An 18,874-nucleotide genomic window follows, 5' to 3' on the forward strand; every position below is an offset into this window, starting at 1 on the left:
TAAGGGCCATTAACACTATGAGAAGCTTCGCCCCCCGCCGCAAGCAGGGGGCAAAAGAGGCATAGCGTTACCAGGCCCTAAAAGAAGAAAAACCACTGGTCAACAACAGCCACCATGGGCATGGCAAACAGCAGGCTGTCGGCTCTGTCGAGGATGCCGCCGTGCCCTGGCAACAGATTGCCGGAATCCTTGATGTTTACCGAGCGCTTGAGGGCGGATTCAAAGAGGTCGCCCAACTGGGCGAAGGCATTGACCGCAATGCCCAGCAGCGCAAAGGAGAACCATCCTGTCTTGCCGTAAATTTCGCCGTAAATGGCGCAAAAGATCACACAGCCAACAAGGCTGCCCACCGCGCCTTCCGAGCTTTTCTTGGGGCTGACGCGGGGCCACAGCTTGTGGTGCCCAAAGCGTGTGCCCACAAAGTAGGCGGTGGTGTCTGAAATAGCCACCGCTGCAATAACAAAGATGAGCTTGGTGGTGGAAAGATAGGTCGCCGGAAGCAGCAGCAGGGGCACATAGGCCAGCCCCGCCATAAAGATGCCGCTGGAGGCAAAGGCATTGTCGTCTTCAACAACATCCCACCGGAAAAGAAAACTCATGGACGCCAGCACAAAGCCAGCGCCAAGGCAGACCAGAGCATCTTGCGGCCTGTGCAGCCACGTGAGGCAGATCATGCACCAGCCAAGCACGATGGCGCAGATGCGGCTGGGCACACGGCTGGAGCCCCAGAACAGGGAGTAGAACTCCCACAGGCCGAGGGCGCATACCAGCAAAATGACGAACAACAAAGGCAGGCCCCTGAACCAGAGTGCCAGCAGCAAGACCGCAGCAAGGGCAAGACCTGTGAAAATGCGGCGGATATCGATGGATTGCGTTGAAGGATCAATGGGCATCAATTTGCTCCTGTGTTTTGCCGAAGCGGCGCGAACGGGCGGCATAGGCGTCAAGGGCCATGCGGAGCTGCGCGGCGTCGAAGTCCGGCCATGGCACGGGCGTGAAATACAGCTCGCTGTAGGCGCATTGGTAGAGCAGATAATTGCTCAGCCTCTGCTCGCCGCTGGTGCGGATAAGCAGGTCAGGGTCCGGTTGCCCGGCAGTATACAGATGATCGGCTACGGTCTGTTCGGTCACGTCTTCAGGGCGCAGACCTTCGCGCAGCATGGTTTGCATGGCTCGTACAATTTCGCCCCTGCCGCCATAGTTGAGGGCGAGATTCAGAACCATGTCCTTACCGCCCTCGGTGCGTTTGATGGCATGGCGCAGGGCAGTGCGCTGGGCAAGGGGCATGGAGTCAAGATCGCCCAGAACGCGCATGGAAATGCCTTGTTCGACCATGCGCGGCACCTCGCGGCTCAGAAATTCCATCAGCAGGCTGAAAAGGGCGCTGATTTCTGTCTTGGGGCGGTTCCAGTTTTCGCTGGAAAAGGTGTAAAGCGTGAGGTGGCGTATGCCCAGCGACCGGCAATCGGTCACAATGTTGCGCACGGTTTCCGCGCCAGCGCGGTGGCCTGCTTCGCGGGGCAACCCGCGCGCCTGAGCCCAGCGGCCATTGCCGTCCATGATGATGGCGAGGTGTGTGGGCAGTTTGTCTGGATGATCCGTCATGCAAAAGCCTGTGGTGAAAAGTCCTGCGGGTCTGCGGCCTTGTCTGCGGCGGCAAAGCCGCGCCCCGCAATGTGCTTGCGGGGCGCGCGCAACCCGGGCGGAAAATCCGCCATGGGCTATATTTCCATGATTTCCTTTTCTTTGGCCGCGCACTTTTTGTCGGCATCAGCCACAAACTTGTCCGTCAGCTTTTGCACGTCTTCAGAAGCCTTCTTCTGTTCGTCTTCGCTGATGGCCTTGTCTTTTTCCAGCTTTTTCAGGCTGTCGTTGGCATCGCGGCGCACGTTGCGTACCGCCACCTTGGCGTCCTCGGTGTATTTGCGGGCAACCTTGACCAGATCCTTGCGGCGTTCTTCTGTCAACGGCGGTATCATGATGCGGATGACCTTGCCGTCATTGATGGGCGTAAGGCCCAGGTCAGACTTCAGAATGGCCTTTTCAATCACCGAAATGCCGCCCTTGTCCCATGGCTGGATTGTCACCGTGCGGCTGTCGGGCACGGCAACGGAGGCCATCTGGCTGATGGGCGTTGGGGTGCCGTAATAGTCGCCCTTGATGCCGTCCACCAGAGCGGTGGAGGCGCGGCCCGTACGCAGCTTGGAAAAATCGCGTTCCTGTGCGGCAAGGGCCTTTTCCATACGGTCTTCGGCGTCCAGAAGGATGCTGTCTATATCCATCAGTATTCTCCTTGGGGGGGCTCAGTTCTGAACGATGGTGCCTACGGACTCGCCAGTGACGGCGCGGCAGATGTCGCCGCCAAACATGCGGCATACGATGATGGGCACGTTGTTGTCGCGCACAAGGGCAAAGGCCGTGGCGTCCATGACGCCCAGATGGCGCGCCAGTGTTTCGTCATAAGTGATGCTGTCGTACTTGACGGCATCGGAATATTTGTTGGGGTCTTTGTCGTAGATGCCGTCAACCTTGGTGGCCTTGATGATGGCGTCGCACTTCAGTTCCATGCCACGCAGGGCGGCGGTGGTGTCAGTGGTGAAGTAGGGGTTGCCGGTGCCTGCGGCGCAGATGACCACGCGGCCCTTTTCCATATGGCGCAGGGCGCGGCGGCGAATAAAAGGCTCGCACACTTCCTGCATGGTGATGGCCGAAAGCACGCGCGTGGGGTAGCCCAGCTTTTCCAGCATGTCCTGCACGGCCAGCGCGTTAAGCACTGTGGCCAACATGCCCATGTAGTCGGCGGACGAACGTTCCATGCCCTTGGCCGAGCCGGAAAGCCCGCGAAAAATGTTGCCCCCGCCAATCACAAGGGCCATTTCCACGCCCATTTCGAGCACGGTGCCGATTTCACGGCAGATAGTGGCTACGGTTTCGGGGTCAATGCCGGTCTTGTTTTCTCCGGCCAGGGCCTCGCCGCTCAGCTTGAGCAGCACGCGCTTGTATTTCAGTGTGGGCATGAGTCCGCCTTGGTAAAGGCTGAGGTGTTGCGGGCTTTCGCCGGACGCAGGAAAAGGGCTGGGCTTTTGGCCCCGCCCCAAAACGAAAGAATTGTAACAGAACTTGCGCGCAGCTCAAAGTGTTTTTGCATCTGCAGTCCCGGCAGGGTTGAACTGCCCTGAGCAGATGCAGCTGGCGCAGTCTGGAAACGGCGATTACGCCTGTTTGGGCCATTCCTCAACGGTAAATGGCAGGCTTTGGGCCATCTGGGTCAGAGCCTCGCGCGCCTCTCGCTCTCTGTGAGGTGAAAAGATAACCCGCAGCAGGGCGGTCTTGTTTTCAAGTACGGTAAAATAGGCGATGTGCTCATAGGCTTCGAGCAAAAAGCGGAAGAGCCCCGTATGCTCCGGCGCAATACGCACCAAAAGGCTGGCGCTGCGCGTTGGCGGCGGTAGTGCGGGAGCCGGTTTGCGCCTTTCGCGCAATGAAGGCGGCCAGGAAGCGGAACCCCGTGCGCGCGGCATCAGTACAACCCGGCCCAGCGGGCCAGAATCACCAGCCCGATGCCAAAGGCAATGGTGAGAAAATAATTCTTTGACCACCACGCAACCAGCAGCGAGGGCAGGGCCACCATCAGAAACAGGTTGGAAGGCCCAGCGTTGAAATGCCCTTCGTAAAAGAACACGTCCGGCCCCACCAGGGCGGCCATGACGGCAACGGGCACAAAGGACAGCCAGTGCCGCAGCAGCGGGGGCAGGCTGTCGCCTTTCAAAAAGGTGACAGGCAGGATCTTTGGCAGAACCGTAACCAGAACACTGCCAAGCAGGCAGAGCATCAGGGCCGCATGGGTGCTGAACCATCCGCTTTCGTTCATGATTCGGCCTCCTCTGTGCGCTGTGTGTTCAGGCTCGCTGCTTCGCAGTCTTTGGCGGGTGTGTGCTCTGCGCAGGCAAGGTCAAGGGGCGCGCCCTCGTGCTGCGCCTTGCGCACCAGCAGCCATGTGCCAAGGCTTGCGCCCAGCACCGTGGCAACGGCAATATTCCACTGGGTCATGCCCGCAGCCTTGAGGCTGATGGAAAGCGTGGTGGTAAAGAGCGCCACCAGCACATGCAGGCGGCTGACGCACTGCGGCACCAGCAGGGCCAGAAACATGGCGGTGAGCGCATAATCAAGACCCAGCGGCTTGACATCACTCACCAGTTCTCCGCAGAACGCGCCGATGGCCGCGCCGGAAACCCAGCCCAGCTGCGCGGTCTGGTTGCAGACAAAGAGCGTGGTGAGGCTGCGCTGCCAGCCGTTCTGAAAAGCTGTGACGTGGACGGCAAAGGTTTCATCCGTGAGGCCGAGGCCCAGCAGAAAGCGTTGCCCGCGCGGCAGGCCCGCCAGCCAGGGGGATTCGGCGGCGGATTGCAGCAGATAGCGCAGGTTTACGATAAACACCGCCGCCATGATGGAGAGCGCGCTTGCGCCAGCGCCCCACATGCCCGCGAACACGAACTGGCCGGAGCCGGAAAACATGAGCACGGACATGGCGACAGCCAAAGAGGGCGGGATGTTGTTCTTGACGGCAAGAACCCCAAAAGCGAAGCCTACGGGCAGGTAGCCCAGCACAATGGGCAGGGCGCGCCGCAGGCCCTCCGCCAGGGGGGAAGCGGAAGATATGCCGGACATGTCATAACCTCGATAAAAGTAAGACAATGAGGCTACGCCCTTTGCCCCTGGCTGGCAAGCCGGAGCCGGGTCTTGGTTCCAAGCACGGCGGATGGCGGGAGTTCGGCTGATTCCCGTCTGGCATGAGGCAAGCAGAAGCAATGGAGAAGGCAATGCGGGGTGTTTCGGTTGCAGCCATCCATCCTCGAAGCGAAATTTGCCTGCCTTCGTGAGAAGGGGCGCGGGGCAGACTCCACGAAGGCAGGCAAACTGTTATGGCTCTGTGCTGCAAATATGAATCGTCAGCACCACGTTTTTTGTGAGATCTTTACCACCAGAACAGGGGATACCTCTTGCGGGCGGCGAGATTGTTGGCCGCATAGGCCAGGGCCAGCATGCAGATGGCCCCCGCTCCGCAGGGCAGGAGTACGTACCAGTAGCCAAGGCTGTGGATACCGGGGCCGCCGATGACGGCGATAAGGGCCGTTGCACCCCCAGGAGGATGCAGGGTCTGCGTTGCGTGCATGAGGGCAATGGCTGTGGAAACAGCAAGGCCCGAGGCCAGCACCGGATTATCGCTGAACAGGAGCTGGCAGGTCACGCCCACAAGCGCGGAAAGCACGTGCCCGCCCACAAGATTGCGGGGCTGGGCCAGCGGGCTGTGGGGCGCGCCAAAGGCAAGCACGGCGGACGCGCCGAACGAGCCGATAAGCAGGGGCAGATTCCACTCTTGCGAGCAGAGCTTTTCAAGCAGCGCAAGGCTGATTATGGACAGACAACTGCCTGCCCACGCCCAGAATATTTCATTCCAGTCGGCCCTGGGCGGGGCCATTGTGCCTGCCCGCAGGCGGCGCAAAACACGCATCATTGGCATCCTCGTTACTAGATGTTGTGAGAGTCGCGGTTGTGAAGCCGTGCTTCCCTGGTTGAATGGGCTGGCTGTCTATATCCGGGCCATGGCAAGAAAGGCCGCGTGCAGGGCGGCAAGCAGGGCAATAAGTGTTGGGCCTGCCCAGGCCTGCGTGCCGTGCATGCCGTAGCAGGTTATGGAGAGCGCCTTTTGCGGGCATACAGCTATACAGTCGCGGCACAGATTGCAGTCCGCATTGGGGCCTGATGTCGTCATGGGATCGCCCATGGCGTCCTGACGGCATACCCGCACGCAGGCCATGCAGCGGCGGCAGGGGCCTGTGCGGCGCACGCGCCAGGGGGTAATGCGCCCAATCCACTTTGCCAGCAGCCCCAAGGGGCAGAGGCCCCGGCAGTAGGCGGCGTATCCGGCTTTGCGGCTGACCAGCAAGGATACCGGTACAGCCAGCAGTCCAAGCAATAGGCCGCAGGCAAGGGCCGCTTCCAGCGGCGCACCCGAAAAACGCAAGAGCAGGGGAACGGCAAGGGTCAGGCCCAGCATGGCGAGCCGCAGATATGGCAGCCACTTGGGCGCACGTCTGGGAATAGGCGGAGCAACATTACCGGAATCGGTGTTAGCGGAGCCGGAATTTTTTATCGCAGTCAATCCACGCGGGCCACCGGCGCAGGATTTTGCGGCGCTGGCATCCCACACGCCAAAGTAGCAAAGATGGCTGCACCAGGCTGCGCCAGCAATCAGGGTGGAAAAACCGAACAACCCCAGCATGAACCAGCCGCCGCCACGATAGAGGGGCGCAGCGGCGATCAGCCCCGGAACAGGCAGATGCAGTTGCCCGCTGAGAAGAAAGCGGCTTTCCAGAGCGAGCCCAAGGACAAGCTGGGCGAAAAAGACCAGTGAAAAAAGCCGCCACAGGCGCATTCTGACCTGCGGAACCTTTTTGCCGCTCAGCCATCCGGCTGCGCAGGCCGCCCAAATACCCGCCAGCGCAAGTTGCAGTGATCCCCATTGGGGGAAAAACCGTTCTATAACCAGCAGCTGCGGCATCATAAGCCAGACCGGCAGCAACAGACCAAGGCAAAGGAGCAGCGCGGCCAGTTGGGTGCGTGCGGTCGTGTCGCCTTTATGGTAGCGGTGTCGTGCGGATTCGCGCAGCAGGGGCAGGGCGGCAAGCGCCGTCAGCAGGGCTACGCTCAGCAGGATAACAGCCAGCCTGTGCCACGGTTCGCCCATGAACATGCGCATTTGTACAAACTGGGCCGCAGCCCATATCCAGCGGGCGGCCAGCAGGGGCAACACCAGCAGCAGGAGCAAACGCACCCATGCGGCGCGGCCCCAGGCAAGCAGGGCCAGTGCAAGGCAGGCGGCAGCTAGACCGGGCTGTCCGCTGCGCCAGAAGTGCGCTCCGGCAGGCAGCAGGGCCAGAAAAGAAGGCAAGGGGATAAGGCGGGAAGCTCCGCGCATGTCAGACTTCCTTTACTTTCGGCATGTTATGGCGCTACTACGCGCCGCCGTGCATGGGGTGAGGCGTTTATTTGGGCAGTTTGCGCTTGCCCACCAGATCCACAATATCAATGCGTACCACGCCTGTGCGGGCAAGGGCCGCATCCGGCGTGGGCGTGGGGCAGAGGGCGGCGTAGCGCACTGCCAGGGCATCAAGGGCAAGGCCCTTTTCCGCCGGGTCATCCACAATCACGGCGCGGCCTGTGCCGCACAGCGATTTGTAATAGGTCGTGGATTTTTCCCTGTGGATGGTCACATCCGCGCACAAGGTAAAGGCCACATTGGGGTTGCGGCGGATGCAGTCCAGCTTGTGGCCTTCAAGGGCGCAGTGGATATAGATGCAGTTGCCCTGGCGCACAAAGTTGAGCGGAATCGCATAGGGAAATTCCCCGTCGTGCATGGCAAGGCAGAGGTCTTCAGCAGTGGAAAAAACTTCATCAAAAAATGCCGGGTCAAGGCATTCGCGGTTCTGTTTGCGCATTTGCGGCTCCTGATGCTGGTCTGCTGGCTGGTTACAGCGAGGTATTGCTGCCGATGGGTTCCGGCATGGATAAAATGTCTGTGGCAAGGCAAGGGGTTTGCCGCACAGGGACATTGGCAGTGTATTTTTGCAGGCTGCGTTGCCAGTGTAGCCGCGCCGCCGTGAGATCTGTCGCGTCCGGGTGGCGCTCTGCCTCGCGCAGGCGGGCCAGACGCTCGGGGCTCAGGGGATGACCGCCCTTGCGCTGCGATGCGGCAACCACCTGCGGATTGACCCGGCCCTGGCACAAGAATCCATCAACTACCGTATTGCCGCCAGCCTGTAAAATTTCATGTGTTGCAGCCACGCAGCGGCGGGCGTGGTCTGAATGGGGCCATGCGCCCAGCGTGCCGAAAAAAAATACGTGCTTGCCGCGTACACGCTCCATGTAGCGCAGGGCGCGGGCATCTGGCAGGCCTTTGCGCACCCAGAAGCCCAGGGCCAGTATATCAAAGTCATCCGGCTCAGGGGCGATGCGCACGGGAAAGCAGGGCAGGCCCGAGGTGTCGGCCAGAGCCTCAGCCACTCTGCGGGTATTGCCCGTACAAGAAGAATAAACAATGCAAGCGTTCATGCTGATCCTGGAAATTTGTTTTGAGAATTTTCATTCTCATCGCGTTTGGAGCGCTCTCTGGCGAGCGCGCACTCATAAAGGCGGTGCTGCCTGAGTGGCGGCATCTTCACTACATAACGGTCAAAGCTGCGCCTGCGGCCGACAGAGTGGTATCAAAATGAAATGAATCTATGCTTCTGCCCTTTCGCGCAGGGCGTTGGCATCAAGCAGAATGATGCGGCGGCGATCGCGGTCAATGAGACCGGCTGATGTCAGGGCACTGAGCTCCCGGCTCAAACTCTCGCGGCTTATCCCCATCTGTCGGGCAAGGGTTTCCTGGGTAACGCCCATGCTCAGGGTGGCACTTTTTTCCATTTTTGCACGGTGCAGCAGCCACGCCGCTACCCGGCCCGAAACGGAAATGCGACCCTGCGACCCCGCAATCTTGTTGATGAACAGGCGCTGGCGCAGGCTCATGGCCGCCAGCATGGCGACCCCCAGGGCCGCATCGTTGCGCAGGGCTTCAAGCAGTGCCTTGCGTTCCAGCCGCAAAACTACGCCGTTCTGCACGCCGATGGCCGTTGCGGGCAGGCCTTCTTCATAAAAAAGCACCCCTGCGTCCAGCATTCTGCCGCAACGCACAAGGTGCAGCACACATTCCTTGCCCTGAGCCGAGTGGCGGCACAGTTTGACCATGCCCGAGAGCAGCAGCATGGCATCGGCAGTGGCTTCGCCTTCGCGAAAAAGTGTCGTGCCCTGGCTGAATGGCTGCACACGGGCGTGCAGTGCCAGCTTTTGGCGTTCAGTATCCGACATGGCCGCAAAGGGGCCGGTTTGCAAGGCAGCATGGATGGTTTGCAGGTCGCTGTTTTCCATCTTGTCTCCCCTCAGACCGCAGCATGTGTGCGGGCGGTCTGGTATTGCAGTTTTGCTTACGTCTGAACGGAACGCCTCAGTGCCATGGCTGACAGTAAGGCCTGTTGTCAGCAACACTGGCAATACACCAGAAATGCCCGGGATGTTCTGTGACCGAGATCACAAAAACTTGCAATTCAAAGCCGCATTTCAGGCTCAATCAAAGCAACATGCTGTATGTTAAGGTGATTTTGGAACAGGGGGCAAATGAAATGAATTAATTGCTCCGCAAGGACGTTCCCGAAAATCCTTGCCACGAAATGCGAGCAGGCAGGTTTTTGGCTGGTGTAAGCGAGCATTTCAAGTGCTAAAGGTTATAGAGGCTGCAATCTGCGGGAAATGTGCGGCCTTTGCATAAAGCGCAAAGCCTCGGCGCAGAAGCCGGAATATTCCGACTGCCGCGCCGAGGCCTGAATGTGCAGATTGGCAGAAGCGCTTACTTCTTGCCGCCCTTCTTGGTGCTCTTTTTGTTGCTCTTGGCAGGCTTGGAGGGCGCTGCCGGAGTAGCTTCGGGCTTGGTTTCAAGCGGTGTTGCCGCAGCTGCGGGTTCCGTTGCCGGAGCTTCCGCTACCGGAGCGGTATTGGCTTCGGCAGGGGCTTGCACAGGGACTTCCACAGGAGCCTCAGCCTTGGTTTCCTCGGCTTTGGGCGCGGCGGGAGTCTCTGCCTCAGGTGCCGGAGCCGCCGCTTCCGCCACAGGGGCGGCAGGGGCTTCAACCTTGGCTTCTTCAGCCTTGGTTTCCTCAGCCTTAGCTTCTTCAGGGGCGCGGCCAGCAGCGGTCACGGATGCACGGGGGCCAGGTTCGGCCACGGGAGCGGCGGGTTTTTCCGGCGCGCCTTCAATGGCGGGCTTCTTTTCCGGCGCAGGGGCTTCCACCACAGAGCCGTCTGCCAGCACCAGCGAAAGGGCGTGGGCCGGGCAGGCTTCCATGCAGGCGGTGATGCGCTTGCCGTTTTCCATGCGCCATGCGCGGCACATGTCGCAGCGCACGGCCACTTCGCGGCGGGCGCGCTGGGCCAGGGTTTCACCATCGTCGCCATCCACGGAGGGCATGCCGATGGTGTCAAGGGTGATGGTGCCGTAAGGGCATGCAGCGATGCACATCTTACAGGCAACGCAGTATTGTACGCGCATGATGATGCGGCCATCGGCATCCTGCTGCAATGCGCCGGTGGGGCACACGTTGGCGCAGGGCGCGTGGTCGCACTGGTGGCAACGCACGGTGGTCTTGAAGCCTTCGGCCTTGACCACCTGTACGCGCGAAACCAGTTCGTCGCGGTGTTTCATGGCCTCTTTAAAGCTCATGCCGTGGTGGGCGGCAATGCAGGCCACTTCACAGCGGCGGCAGGCGCGGCATTTGTCGGGTACGACCTGGATATGTTCAGTCATGGTCCGTTTCCTCGGATGCAACGTGCAGGGCCATAAGCGTCATCCCATGACCCCCGTTGAAGTGGATGTTTTCGCCGCCGCAACTGGGGCAGACGAAATGCCGTTGCGTCAGGCTGAATTCATGTCCGCACTGATTGCAGGTACAGGCCAGGGGCGCGCAGGCAAGCGTAAGCTTTGCGCCCTCGGCAAGGGTTCCTTCCGCCAGCAGTTCAAAGCAGGCGGTGAGCGTTTGCGCTTCCACGCAGGCAAGCAGGCCCAGTTCGCACTGGAACTCCACGATACGGCTGACCGGAGATTCCGGGTGCGCCTTATTGTGGTCTTCCACAGCCTTGATGGCCATGTTCAGCAGTCCCTGAACCAGCGTTGCCTCATGCATGGATCAAACTCTCCGACCCTTCGCGCCTAGCGTTCGGTGCAGGAAACGCATGGGTCGATGCTGTTGGTTATCAGCGCCACATCGGCCACCTTGCAGTCACGCATCATGACGCCCAGAGCCTTCCAGTTCATGTAGGAAGGCACGCGCCATTTGAGGCGCGAGGGCATATCCGTGCCATTGGTGCGGATGTAGTAGAACACTTCGCCGCGCGGGGCTTCGGTGCGGGCGCAGGCCTCTGCCGTGCGGATCTGGCGCATGGGGGCGGTGACTTCGCCCTCGGGCATCCTTTCGATGCATTGGCGGATGAGGCTGAACGATTCAAATATCTCGTGCAGCCGTACCATGGTGCGTGAGTTCACGCAGCAGCCGTGCTCAAGAACCGAGTTGAAGTTCAGCTTGCCGTAGGCGGCGTAGGGCGAATCCTTGCGCACGTCGATGGCAACGCCGGAACCGCGGGCCACGGGGCCAACCACGCCAAGGTGAACAGCGTCTTCCTTGGGCAGCAGGCCAAGGCCCTTGGTGCGGCCAAGAACCATGCCGTTGGTAGCGTAGATTTCGCGGATTTCATCCACCTGCGGTTCAACCTTGGCAAGGGTCTTGAGCATGTAATCCAACAGATCGGGCGTGACATTGTATTTTACGCCGCCGATACAGTTGGCCGCCAGGTTCATGCGGTTGCCGTAAACGGTTTCCTTGAGGTCCTGCATCATTTCGCGCACTTCCATCACGTGCATGAACAGCGACTTGAAGCCGATGATATGCGCCTGAATGGCGGTGTTGAAGAGATGCGAGGCAATGCGCTTGATTTCTTCGGCCACCACGCGCAGGTAGCAGGCGCGCTCGGGAATGGTGATGCCGAGCACGTTTTCCACCACCATGCTGTAGGTGAAGGAGTGGCTGTTGGAGCACAACGAGCACACGCGTTCGGTAAGGGTGACGTTCTTGACGAGATTGCGCTGGGTAGCCATGGCTTCCATGCCGCGGTGCACGTGACCGGAGGTCAGCTCCACGTGGCGAACCGTTTCACCCTCCACCGTGAGGTGGAAATATACCGGTTCCTCGAGGGCCACGTGTACGGGGCCCAGAGGCATGGTGAAGGTGTTACTCATGGTTGCGCTCCTTGTCATTGAGAATGCGTTCCCAGAGGTCGGTGGTGCAGGCCCCGTTCATCATGATGGACAGGGGCACGGCCTCGTTGAGAATGCCTGCGTCAAGCTCTTCATCCAGAAACAGGCGCGTGGGATTGGGGTGGCCTGTAACCTGAATGCCGTAAAGTTCCATCATTTCCCGTTCGTGCCAGTCGGCATTGGCAAACAGGGGGGTAATGGAGGGCACGGTGGGCCATTCGCCGTTAAGGGTCACGGTCATGTTGTAGACCACGCCGTCCAGCTCAAAGTGGTAGCAAACTTCCTGCATGGGTTCGCTGAGCTGGCGGCGGTTGTAAGCGGTGGTCATGCACAGACGCGCCTTGGCTTCGCTCATGATGGCGGCGGCATCCTGCAACATGCGGGGCGTACCCAGCCTGAACCAGTGAAAAGCGTTACCGAAGCTATCCGTGCTGTGGTGTACGGCGTCGTCTTCGGTACACAGGGCTGAAAGCCCCTCGATGACTTTGGCGTTGCCGTTAATTGTCTCTTGCATATGTTCTCCGCGGGTATGAACCGCTAATCCTTGGTGGGAGCGGCAGAAGTGACGCTGGTCGCCGCTGCCTCGCCGCTTGCGGCAGGCAGAACGCAGGCATTGCGTTTGGCGTCCTCAAGCTGGCGGCATTTGGGGCAGAGCCTGCGCGTCAGATCCCTGTCGATTTCATCATTATAGGCATAGAGCTTTTCGGCCAGCTTTTTGGGCAGGGGGCGCATAAGCTCGCCGCAACCGGCGCAGGGTTCGTAGCGAATCGTCTGCTGTTCGATGCGGTTGAATTTTTCCGATTCCGGATGCGCGGTGTGCCAGTCGGTCGTGATGCTCATGGCCCCGGTGGGGCAGTAATGGCGGCACGAGGCGCACAGGCAGCAGGAGTTTTGCCATATGGTGATGGTAAAACCCTTGCGGTCAGGCAGCGGCGAGATGTTGATGGCCCCTGCCGCGCACGAGTGACGGCAGATGCCGCAGCCCATGCACAGGTCGGGATCCACAACAGCCTTGCCGCGCAACCTTTCGGGGGTGAAGGTTTCGCCCAAGGGGAAGGGGTCGGTACTTGGACCTTCCAGCAAATTGCGGAACAGAACTTTTAGAAAGCCCGCCATATCACTCCTCCACGCCCAGTTTTTTCAGCCAGATGGAACGCGCCAGCACCACAGCCTCAAGAATGGCCTGCGGGCGAGGCGGGCAACCGGGCACGTTGACGTCTACCGGGATGTAACGGTCCAGCGGGCCTTCAATGGAATAGCCTTCGCGGAACACACCACCCGAGATGGGGCAGATGCCCACCGCCACAGTGACCTTGGGTTCGGGAATTTCGTTCCACACTTTAAGCACGCGGTCGCGCACCCTGGTGGTCAGAGGGCCTGTTACAAGCACAATGTCTGCATGGCGGGGGCTGCCGCAATAGCGGCAACCCAGACGTTCCACGTCGTAGCGAGGAATGCATGCGGTGGTGGCCAGTTCCACGTCGCAACCGTTGCACGAGCCAGCGTTGATGCGGAAAAGCCACGGCGACCGCACGGAGAGTTTTTTAAGCATGTTATCCAGCGACACGTCGGCCTCCTTACATCACCCAGACCAGTATAAGGCTGCACAGCGCAAGCGCCGTGGGCACAGTTATGTAAAAGCGAAAGGCCTGGTCGATGCGGAAGCGCCCTGTGGCCGATTTGACCAGCGTAAGCGAGACCAGCATGAGGCCAAGGCACTTGAGCAGGAACCAGACCAGATTCACCAGCCATATGTCAGATATGGTGCCGGGGAAGAAAAGCGCAACCCCCAGGCCCAAAACTACAAAGGTCTTGAGCGCGGACGTGATCTGGAACAGGGCCAGCAGGGGACCGCCGTATTCCAGCAGCGGGCCTTCAATCAGTTCAGTTTCCGCCTCGGGGATATCAAAGGGCACAACGCCCATGGTGCCGGGCAGGAAGATCAGATAGGCCAGCAATGCGGGGATCATGGTCGGGTTGAACCCGAAGGAACCCACCTGCTGCTGCATGGCGACGATCTTGAGCAGCGAGAATTCCGCGCCCCAGGCACCGCCGCTCAGCACCTTGCCCGTAAGCATGGCGACAGAGAGCAGAATCATGAGCAGCGGCGTTTCATAGGCCAGCATCAGCATCATTTCGCGCGAGAAGCCCACAGCGCCGTATGGCGAACTGGAGGCGGAGCCGCCCAGCATGATGGCCATGGCCGGGATGGGCAGCAGGTAGAAGATCACCAGCAGGTCGCCCATGTTGAACAGGCCGTTGAACACGCCGGGGATCGGTATGAAGGCCGCGCACACGGCCATACCCGTGAAACCGAACACCGGGGCCATCAAAAAGGCCGAGCGGCAGGCGGTTTTGGGGATAAGGGTTTCCTTGGTCAGCAGCTTGGCTATGTCGAGCCAGGGCTGGATCAGCGGGGGGCCGACGCGGCGCTGCAGCCGCGCCTCGACCCGGCGGTCAAGTCCTTTGAAGAACATGGCCACCAGCAGGGCAAAGGCCCCGCCGGGGAAGATGCACATGTGCAGTATGGCAAGCAGGGTGTCGCTCATCAGCGGTTCTCCTTGGCGGGCTTATTGCCGCCCATAAGGCCGAGGATTTCCCCGAAAATGCTGGAGGGCTTCATGCGGCTGGTGGACGTTTCGACCGGCAGACCGCAGGTATGGACGTCAATTTCGCGCAGGCGGGTAAAGCGCAGCACGAACCAGCGTCCGCCAGCAAATGCAAGGGCCATCATGACGAACATGCCTGTGGCGTTCCATGCGCCGGGGCCGGAAAGCACGCCGGACAGGCCCACGTTGAGCGGCATAAAGCCGTATTCAGCCAACACGTTGTTGATGGGCCCAAGAGCCAGGCCGGGGAATACGCCCGTGATCACGCAACCGGCAGCAAGAATGCCCATGGGCGCGCGCATGATCAGCGGGGCCTCATGCACATCGTGCAGGTTGGGTGAGGGTTGGCCCAGGAATGCCGCATGCATGAACTTGGCGATGTAGGCCATGGTCAGCACGCTGCCGATCAGGGAGAGCAGCGCCAGGAAGGGCTGGCCCGCTTCCATGAGGGCATGGTAGATAAGCCATTTGGACGAGAATCCGCTGGTGGGCGGTACGCCCACAACCGAAAGCCCGGCAATGGCGAACATGGCAAGGGTAAAGGGCATCTGGCGGCCAATGCCGCCAAGGTCTTCCAGCGTTTCCCTGTGGGTGGCAAACATGACTGCGCCGCACACAAGGAACAGCAGGTCTTTGAAGAACACGTGGTTGATCACGTGCAGCATGCCGCCCGCGTAACCCAGCGCGCCGCCAGCGGCAACCGCCAGCACCATGTACCCAAGCTGGCTCACCGTGGAATAGATGAACACAAGCTTGATGACGTTGGTTCGCAGGGCCTGCACGGCAGCCATGATGATGGTGATGCCGCCGATCCACATGGCAACGGTGCTGATGATGTTTTGCTCCATGCCGCCCAGCACGCCAGCCAGCATAAAGCCGCCGCCCATGAGCATGAATAGCTTGATGAGGCCGAGGATGGCACTCTTAAGCAGCACGGACGAGATGTAGCCGGAAACTGGCGTGGGGGCCAGGGCCGGGTGCATCTGCCAGTCAATGCGGAAGGGCAGCTGGGCCGCCTTCATCAGGAAACCGGCAGCCAGCAGGGCCATGCCGAGCCATGCCGCGCCGTGGGGAATGTAGGGTGCGGCACCCGTGAGCAGTGTGGCGTTGAAAGGCGTTAACGGCCCCACAACGCACAGGCCCAAGAAGATGAAGCCCGCGCCGAACACGTTAAAGATAAAGTACTTGAAGGCCTCGCGGAGCGAGTCTTTGTCGCCCTCATGGGCAATGGCCAGATACAGCGTCCACGAACTCATGATTTCCCAGAACAGGAAGAAGCTCAGCATGTACTGGCTGGCGGCCATGCCGACCAGGCCGCCGCACATGGCGGTAAAGGCGCAGTAGAAGCGCCACTGGCGGTGGCTGTGTTCCATGTAGCCAAGGGCATAGGCCATGTTGACCGCGCCAAGCACAGGAACCAGCAGGGCAAAGCAGAAGGAAAGCGTATCCAGATCGCGGCCAAACAGGATGACCAGCAGCGCGGTAAACAGCATCACGCCCACGCTGGCCCATCCGGCCTTTTTGCGGTCACGGTAGAACAGGGCGGGCAGCACTGCGCCAAACACGGGAACAACCACGAAGATGGGCCAGGACACATTCATGGCCAGGAGCACATCGGGGTCGTTGAGGTTGGGCGTAAAGCACATGGAGGCCACCGGCACCACAAGGTTCATGGCGAGCTGCGGGGCAAGACCCATGATGACGCAAATGCCCGCCAGAATGATCAGGCCGATCTGCATGCTGCGCGGCGCTTCGGTCACGGCGGGCAGGTCGGCGGGGCGTTCTTCGAACACAAGGGTTTTCAGAATGCGCGTGTAGTAGATCAGGCCCACCAGCGAGCCGCCCAGAATCAGGGCCGCCAGCCAGATGTGCCCGGCGGTGGTGGCCGCCTGAATCATCAGGAACTTGCTGTAGAAAGCGCCAAACGGCGGCAGGCCCATGATGCTCACAAGCCCGATGCCCATGCATGCAACGGTCACGGGCATCTGGCGGCCAAGGCCGCGCAGATCTGCAAGCTTGCGGCTGCCCGCGCGCATGATGAGAGCGCCGGCTCCAAGGAAGAGCAGGTCTTTCATGATGGCGTGGTTGAGCATGTGCCACAGCGCGCCGGTGGTCGAAAGCCACGTGCCTACGCCGAGCACCAGGGCGATTTCACCAATCTGCCCGAGGGTCGAATAGGCCAGCATGCGTTTGATGTCGTCCTGGCGCAGAGCCATGATCTCGCCAAAGATCAGGGTTGCCGCGCCCATGGCCACAAGGCCGGTGCCCAGCCAGGAAAGACCGAACAGGCCGGGCATGCCCATGATCATGGGCCGCATGAGCAGCACTGCCACTATGCCGAACACGCCCATCTTGGTGATGATACCCGAAAGGGGACCAGACACCGAGGAAGGCGCGGCGGGGTGGGCGTCAGGCAGCCAGGAGTGCAGGGGCACAAGGCCCATCTTCACGCCAAAGCCAGCCAGGCAGAGCACAAACGCGCCCTGCATCAGCCCGAACGAAAGCGAAGGATCGCCCAGCAGCAGAAGGCCGGGCAGCATGAACAGCGCACCGCCCGCGCACATTACATAATATTTGAGGCCAGCATTGTAGGCGCTACGGTTGTTCTCATGCACCACCAGAAAGTAGGAGGCGAAGGTCATGAGTTCCCAGTAGCCGTACATGCTCGCCGAGTCGGCGGCGGAAACAATGCCCGCCAGCGATGCGAATGTCAGCAGCAGGAAGAACCAGTAGCGGCCCTGGCGTTCGTGGATATAGCTCAGCGAGTAGATGCTGACCACCAGACCCACAACGGCGATCATAACCAGGAAGAGTTTGGCCGTGGGGCCCGCCGGGGTGGCGATGGTGGTCGCCAGCGCCAGAGCGGAGAAGGCCACGCCCACCAGGGGCGCGCGGTCGAACTTTGCCAGGAATGCGATGCCGGTCAGGAACGCACCGGCGTAATAACACCAGTATGCCGGGTGCGTTGCCGAATGCGGAACAGCCACATTGTAGGAAGAAGCGAACAGTTCGGTGATGGGGCCTCTGAACAGGCCCAGCAGTGCCACAACTACCGCGAGGCCCAGCATCACAACGACATTGCCGGAAGGCGCTGCCCATGAAGCCGGGGTTTCTTCGCCTGTGGTGTCCAGCACGGCAATGCGCACTGCTTCCACATGCAGCCAGATAAGAACTGTGGTGGCGAGGGCCATGCACAGGAGCGCCGCCATGGCGCCGGGCATGCTGTCCAGAATGCCAGAACTGATGAACATGCGGGCTTCAGGCACCAGGAAGGGCGAACCGCCCACCGCAGCCAGCATGCCAAGGCCGAAGCAGGCTGCTGTCCAGGGTTGACGTTTGCCAGTGGCGCGCAAATCCTGCAGCTGCACCGGTGCGTTGAGCGCCGGGGGGGTCAGCCGTGAAAGGGCGGCCCAGGCTAGCAGCCGTGCGGCTGCCTGGAACAGCACAAAAAGCCACAGGCCCGTACTGTTGATGCCGCCGCTTGCTCCAAGACCCAGGCAGAAAATGCCTGCATCATGCAGCGAACCCCATAGGATCAGGCTGCGGGGATTGTTGCGCTGTCGCACGGACTGCGCCGCGCCATACAGCATAAGGGCCATGCCCACGAGAAGCGGCACAAGAAAGCCGCCTGCCGAAAACAGTGATTCCGTCATAGTTTGCCCCGTGGTTTGCGGGTCTCTCGGATGTACCCGGCGGATCAACCCGGTCAAGTCCGGGCCGCACTTCCTAAATGGCATCGTGGTATCACCACCATACCATGTCGTGAAAAAATGATCTTAAAAAGTTTTTTTGGCTTAGCCCACTTTGCAAACCGTTGCAAGCAACAACTCTTCCAAGAAGAACAGGTAGATTGCAAAAAATGGTATCAAAATGGGTAATGTGAGGGTGGGAGCAATAAACGGTTTGCTATTTGCGCGATTTTGGGAGGCTGTGAAATCGGTATGTTAGTCTTGATTTAACTGGTTGCACAAACAAATTGTGCAAAAAAGCGCTAATGCATTGTGCAACGTTGTGAAATTCAATGACAACGACACGTTAAAATGTGATTTTTTGAACTACCGCTAAAATGGGATGATCGCGCAAAAAAGGAAGTAATACAAATTTAAAAAACGTGTTAAAATTGCGCTGGAATTGATAACAATTCCATTGCGCGCAGTCACCTTTTTTGTGATTTATTTTACCAGTGTGTGGGCGGCACAAGAAATGTGAAATAAAATTTTGAAGCCGTGAAAAAAAAGAAAAAATTTTTTGAAGAGGAAAAAAGAGAGGGTAGAGCGGGCAAAAGCAGTGTTCTTTGGGTCGAATTTGCGACTGCCGAAAAACTCAAGAACTTGCTGCATCAGAGAAAAGGAAAACAGCATTTTGC

General features: G+C 59.9%; 20 protein-coding genes. All 20 read right to left on the bottom strand.

Annotated elements, in window-relative coordinates:
* Window positions 1-77: 77 nt before the first annotated feature.
* Window positions 78-893: a phosphatidate cytidylyltransferase gene (locus tag RDK48_RS07765; RefSeq protein ID WP_192112229.1), complete on the bottom strand. Its 816-nt coding sequence runs from the start codon at window positions 891-893 to the stop codon at window positions 78-80.
* Window positions 883-1,605, bottom strand: a complete 723-nt coding sequence (locus RDK48_RS07770; RefSeq protein WP_298995069.1) for an isoprenyl transferase — start codon at window positions 1,603-1,605, stop codon at window positions 883-885. Before RDK48_RS07770 ends, RDK48_RS07765 begins: the two co-directional genes overlap by 11 nt.
* Window positions 1,606-1,721: 116 nt before the next feature.
* On the bottom strand, window positions 1,722-2,282 hold the full coding sequence (gene frr / locus RDK48_RS07775; RefSeq protein WP_298995066.1) for a ribosome recycling factor: 561 nt from the start codon (window positions 2,280-2,282) through the stop codon (window positions 1,722-1,724).
* 21 nt (window positions 2,283-2,303) lie between these two features.
* Complete coding sequence (gene pyrH, locus RDK48_RS07780; protein ID WP_022657672.1) at window positions 2,304-3,017, bottom strand: UMP kinase; 714 nt, start codon at window positions 3,015-3,017, stop codon at window positions 2,304-2,306.
* A gap of 195 nt (window positions 3,018-3,212) precedes the next feature.
* The gene (locus RDK48_RS07785) at window positions 3,213-3,521 is read right to left on the bottom strand and encodes a DUF4911 domain-containing protein (RefSeq protein WP_298995062.1); all 309 of its coding nucleotides are present in this window, start codon (window positions 3,519-3,521) and stop codon (window positions 3,213-3,215) included.
* A complete protein-coding gene (locus tag RDK48_RS07790) occupies window positions 3,521-3,871 on the bottom strand; it encodes an AzlD domain-containing protein (RefSeq protein WP_298995059.1) in 351 nt (116 codons plus the stop codon). Before RDK48_RS07790 ends, RDK48_RS07785 begins: the two co-directional genes overlap by 1 nt.
* Window positions 3,868-4,668, bottom strand: a complete 801-nt coding sequence (locus tag RDK48_RS07795) for an AzlC family ABC transporter permease (RefSeq protein WP_298995056.1) — start codon at window positions 4,666-4,668, stop codon at window positions 3,868-3,870. Before RDK48_RS07795 ends, RDK48_RS07790 begins: the two co-directional genes overlap by 4 nt.
* Before the next feature lie 307 nt (window positions 4,669-4,975).
* Window positions 4,976-5,515, bottom strand: a complete 540-nt coding sequence (locus RDK48_RS07800; protein ID WP_298995053.1) for an HPP family protein — start codon at window positions 5,513-5,515, stop codon at window positions 4,976-4,978.
* 75 nt (window positions 5,516-5,590) lie between these two features.
* The gene (locus RDK48_RS07805) at window positions 5,591-6,979 is read right to left on the bottom strand and encodes a 4Fe-4S binding protein (RefSeq protein WP_298995051.1); all 1,389 of its coding nucleotides are present in this window, start codon (window positions 6,977-6,979) and stop codon (window positions 5,591-5,593) included.
* Window positions 6,980-7,046: 67 nt separating this feature from the next.
* Window positions 7,047-7,499: a pyridoxamine 5'-phosphate oxidase family protein gene (locus RDK48_RS07810; RefSeq protein ID WP_298995048.1), complete on the bottom strand. Its 453-nt coding sequence runs from the start codon at window positions 7,497-7,499 to the stop codon at window positions 7,047-7,049.
* 31 nt (window positions 7,500-7,530) lie between these two features.
* Window positions 7,531-8,112: a flavodoxin family protein gene (locus RDK48_RS07815; protein WP_298995045.1), complete on the bottom strand. Its 582-nt coding sequence runs from the start codon at window positions 8,110-8,112 to the stop codon at window positions 7,531-7,533.
* A gap of 168 nt (window positions 8,113-8,280) precedes the next feature.
* A complete protein-coding gene (locus RDK48_RS07820; protein WP_298995042.1) occupies window positions 8,281-8,967 on the bottom strand; it encodes a Crp/Fnr family transcriptional regulator in 687 nt (228 codons plus the stop codon).
* A 475-nt stretch (window positions 8,968-9,442) separates the two neighbouring features.
* Window positions 9,443-10,396 carry a 4Fe-4S dicluster domain-containing protein gene (locus RDK48_RS07825; protein WP_298995039.1) on the bottom strand — a complete coding sequence of 318 codons (954 nt, stop codon included), beginning with the start codon at window positions 10,394-10,396 and terminating at the stop codon, window positions 9,443-9,445.
* Window positions 10,389-10,772: a hydrogenase maturation nickel metallochaperone HypA gene (locus tag RDK48_RS07830; RefSeq protein ID WP_298995036.1), complete on the bottom strand. Its 384-nt coding sequence runs from the start codon at window positions 10,770-10,772 to the stop codon at window positions 10,389-10,391. Before RDK48_RS07830 ends, RDK48_RS07825 begins: the two co-directional genes overlap by 8 nt.
* 26 nt (window positions 10,773-10,798) lie before the next feature.
* Entirely contained in the window at window positions 10,799-11,881 is a 1,083-nt protein-coding gene (locus RDK48_RS07835; protein WP_298995033.1) for a nickel-dependent hydrogenase large subunit, read from the bottom strand.
* Window positions 11,874-12,413 carry an NADH-quinone oxidoreductase subunit C gene (locus RDK48_RS07840; RefSeq protein WP_022657683.1) on the bottom strand — a complete coding sequence of 180 codons (540 nt, stop codon included), beginning with the start codon at window positions 12,411-12,413 and terminating at the stop codon, window positions 11,874-11,876. Before RDK48_RS07840 ends, RDK48_RS07835 begins: the two co-directional genes overlap by 8 nt.
* Before the next feature lie 23 nt (window positions 12,414-12,436).
* Complete coding sequence (locus tag RDK48_RS07845) at window positions 12,437-13,015, bottom strand: 4Fe-4S dicluster domain-containing protein (protein ID WP_022657684.1); 579 nt, start codon at window positions 13,013-13,015, stop codon at window positions 12,437-12,439.
* A gap of 1 nt (window position 13,016) precedes the next feature.
* The gene (locus tag RDK48_RS07850; protein ID WP_034604940.1) at window positions 13,017-13,451 is read right to left on the bottom strand and encodes an NADH-quinone oxidoreductase subunit B family protein; all 435 of its coding nucleotides are present in this window, start codon (window positions 13,449-13,451) and stop codon (window positions 13,017-13,019) included.
* Between the two features lie 25 nt (window positions 13,452-13,476).
* Window positions 13,477-14,448, bottom strand: coding sequence for a respiratory chain complex I subunit 1 family protein (locus RDK48_RS07855; RefSeq protein ID WP_192112241.1), 972 nt, complete (start codon window positions 14,446-14,448; stop codon window positions 13,477-13,479).
* A complete protein-coding gene (locus RDK48_RS07860; protein ID WP_298995026.1) occupies window positions 14,448-18,161 on the bottom strand; it encodes a complex I subunit 5 family protein in 3,714 nt (1,237 codons plus the stop codon). Before RDK48_RS07860 ends, RDK48_RS07855 begins: the two co-directional genes overlap by 1 nt.
* Window positions 18,162-18,874: the final 713 nt, after the last annotated feature.

This window comes from uncultured Desulfovibrio sp., assembly GCF_902477725.1.
GTDB lineage: Bacteria > Desulfobacterota > Desulfovibrionia > Desulfovibrionales > Desulfovibrionaceae > Desulfovibrio.

What these genes read in the sequence shown, in the direction of transcription:
- RDK48_RS07765 (WP_192112229.1), bottom strand. Translation starts at nt 893, where the DNA reads ATGCCCATTGATCCTTCAACGCAATCCATCGATATCCGCCGCATTTTC.
- RDK48_RS07770 (WP_298995069.1), bottom strand. Translation starts at nt 1,605, where the DNA reads ATGACGGATCATCCAGACAAACTGCCCACACACCTCGCCATCATCATG.
- frr (WP_298995066.1), bottom strand. Translation starts at nt 2,282, where the DNA reads ATGGATATAGACAGCATCCTTCTGGACGCCGAAGACCGTATGGAAAAG.
- pyrH (WP_022657672.1), bottom strand. Translation starts at nt 3,017, where the DNA reads ATGCCCACACTGAAATACAAGCGCGTGCTGCTCAAGCTGAGCGGCGAG.
- RDK48_RS07785 (WP_298995062.1), bottom strand. Translation starts at nt 3,521, where the DNA reads ATGCCGCGCGCACGGGGTTCCGCTTCCTGGCCGCCTTCATTGCGCGAA.
- RDK48_RS07790 (WP_298995059.1), bottom strand. Translation starts at nt 3,871, where the DNA reads ATGAACGAAAGCGGATGGTTCAGCACCCATGCGGCCCTGATGCTCTGC.
- RDK48_RS07795 (WP_298995056.1), bottom strand. Translation starts at nt 4,668, where the DNA reads ATGTCCGGCATATCTTCCGCTTCCCCCCTGGCGGAGGGCCTGCGGCGC.
- RDK48_RS07800 (WP_298995053.1), bottom strand. Translation starts at nt 5,515, where the DNA reads ATGATGCGTGTTTTGCGCCGCCTGCGGGCAGGCACAATGGCCCCGCCC.
- RDK48_RS07805 (WP_298995051.1), bottom strand. Translation starts at nt 6,979, where the DNA reads ATGCGCGGAGCTTCCCGCCTTATCCCCTTGCCTTCTTTTCTGGCCCTG.
- RDK48_RS07810 (WP_298995048.1), bottom strand. Translation starts at nt 7,499, where the DNA reads ATGCGCAAACAGAACCGCGAATGCCTTGACCCGGCATTTTTTGATGAA.
- RDK48_RS07815 (WP_298995045.1), bottom strand. Translation starts at nt 8,112, where the DNA reads ATGAACGCTTGCATTGTTTATTCTTCTTGTACGGGCAATACCCGCAGA.
- RDK48_RS07820 (WP_298995042.1), bottom strand. Translation starts at nt 8,967, where the DNA reads ATGGAAAACAGCGACCTGCAAACCATCCATGCTGCCTTGCAAACCGGC.
- RDK48_RS07825 (WP_298995039.1), bottom strand. Translation starts at nt 10,396, where the DNA reads ATGACTGAACATATCCAGGTCGTACCCGACAAATGCCGCGCCTGCCGC.
- RDK48_RS07830 (WP_298995036.1), bottom strand. Translation starts at nt 10,772, where the DNA reads ATGCATGAGGCAACGCTGGTTCAGGGACTGCTGAACATGGCCATCAAG.
- RDK48_RS07835 (WP_298995033.1), bottom strand. Translation starts at nt 11,881, where the DNA reads ATGAGTAACACCTTCACCATGCCTCTGGGCCCCGTACACGTGGCCCTC.
- RDK48_RS07840 (WP_022657683.1), bottom strand. Translation starts at nt 12,413, where the DNA reads ATGCAAGAGACAATTAACGGCAACGCCAAAGTCATCGAGGGGCTTTCA.
- RDK48_RS07845 (WP_022657684.1), bottom strand. Translation starts at nt 13,015, where the DNA reads ATGGCGGGCTTTCTAAAAGTTCTGTTCCGCAATTTGCTGGAAGGTCCA.
- RDK48_RS07850 (WP_034604940.1), bottom strand. Translation starts at nt 13,451, where the DNA reads ATGCTTAAAAAACTCTCCGTGCGGTCGCCGTGGCTTTTCCGCATCAAC.
- RDK48_RS07855 (WP_192112241.1), bottom strand. Translation starts at nt 14,448, where the DNA reads ATGAGCGACACCCTGCTTGCCATACTGCACATGTGCATCTTCCCCGGC.
- RDK48_RS07860 (WP_298995026.1), bottom strand. Translation starts at nt 18,161, where the DNA reads ATGACGGAATCACTGTTTTCGGCAGGCGGCTTTCTTGTGCCGCTTCTC.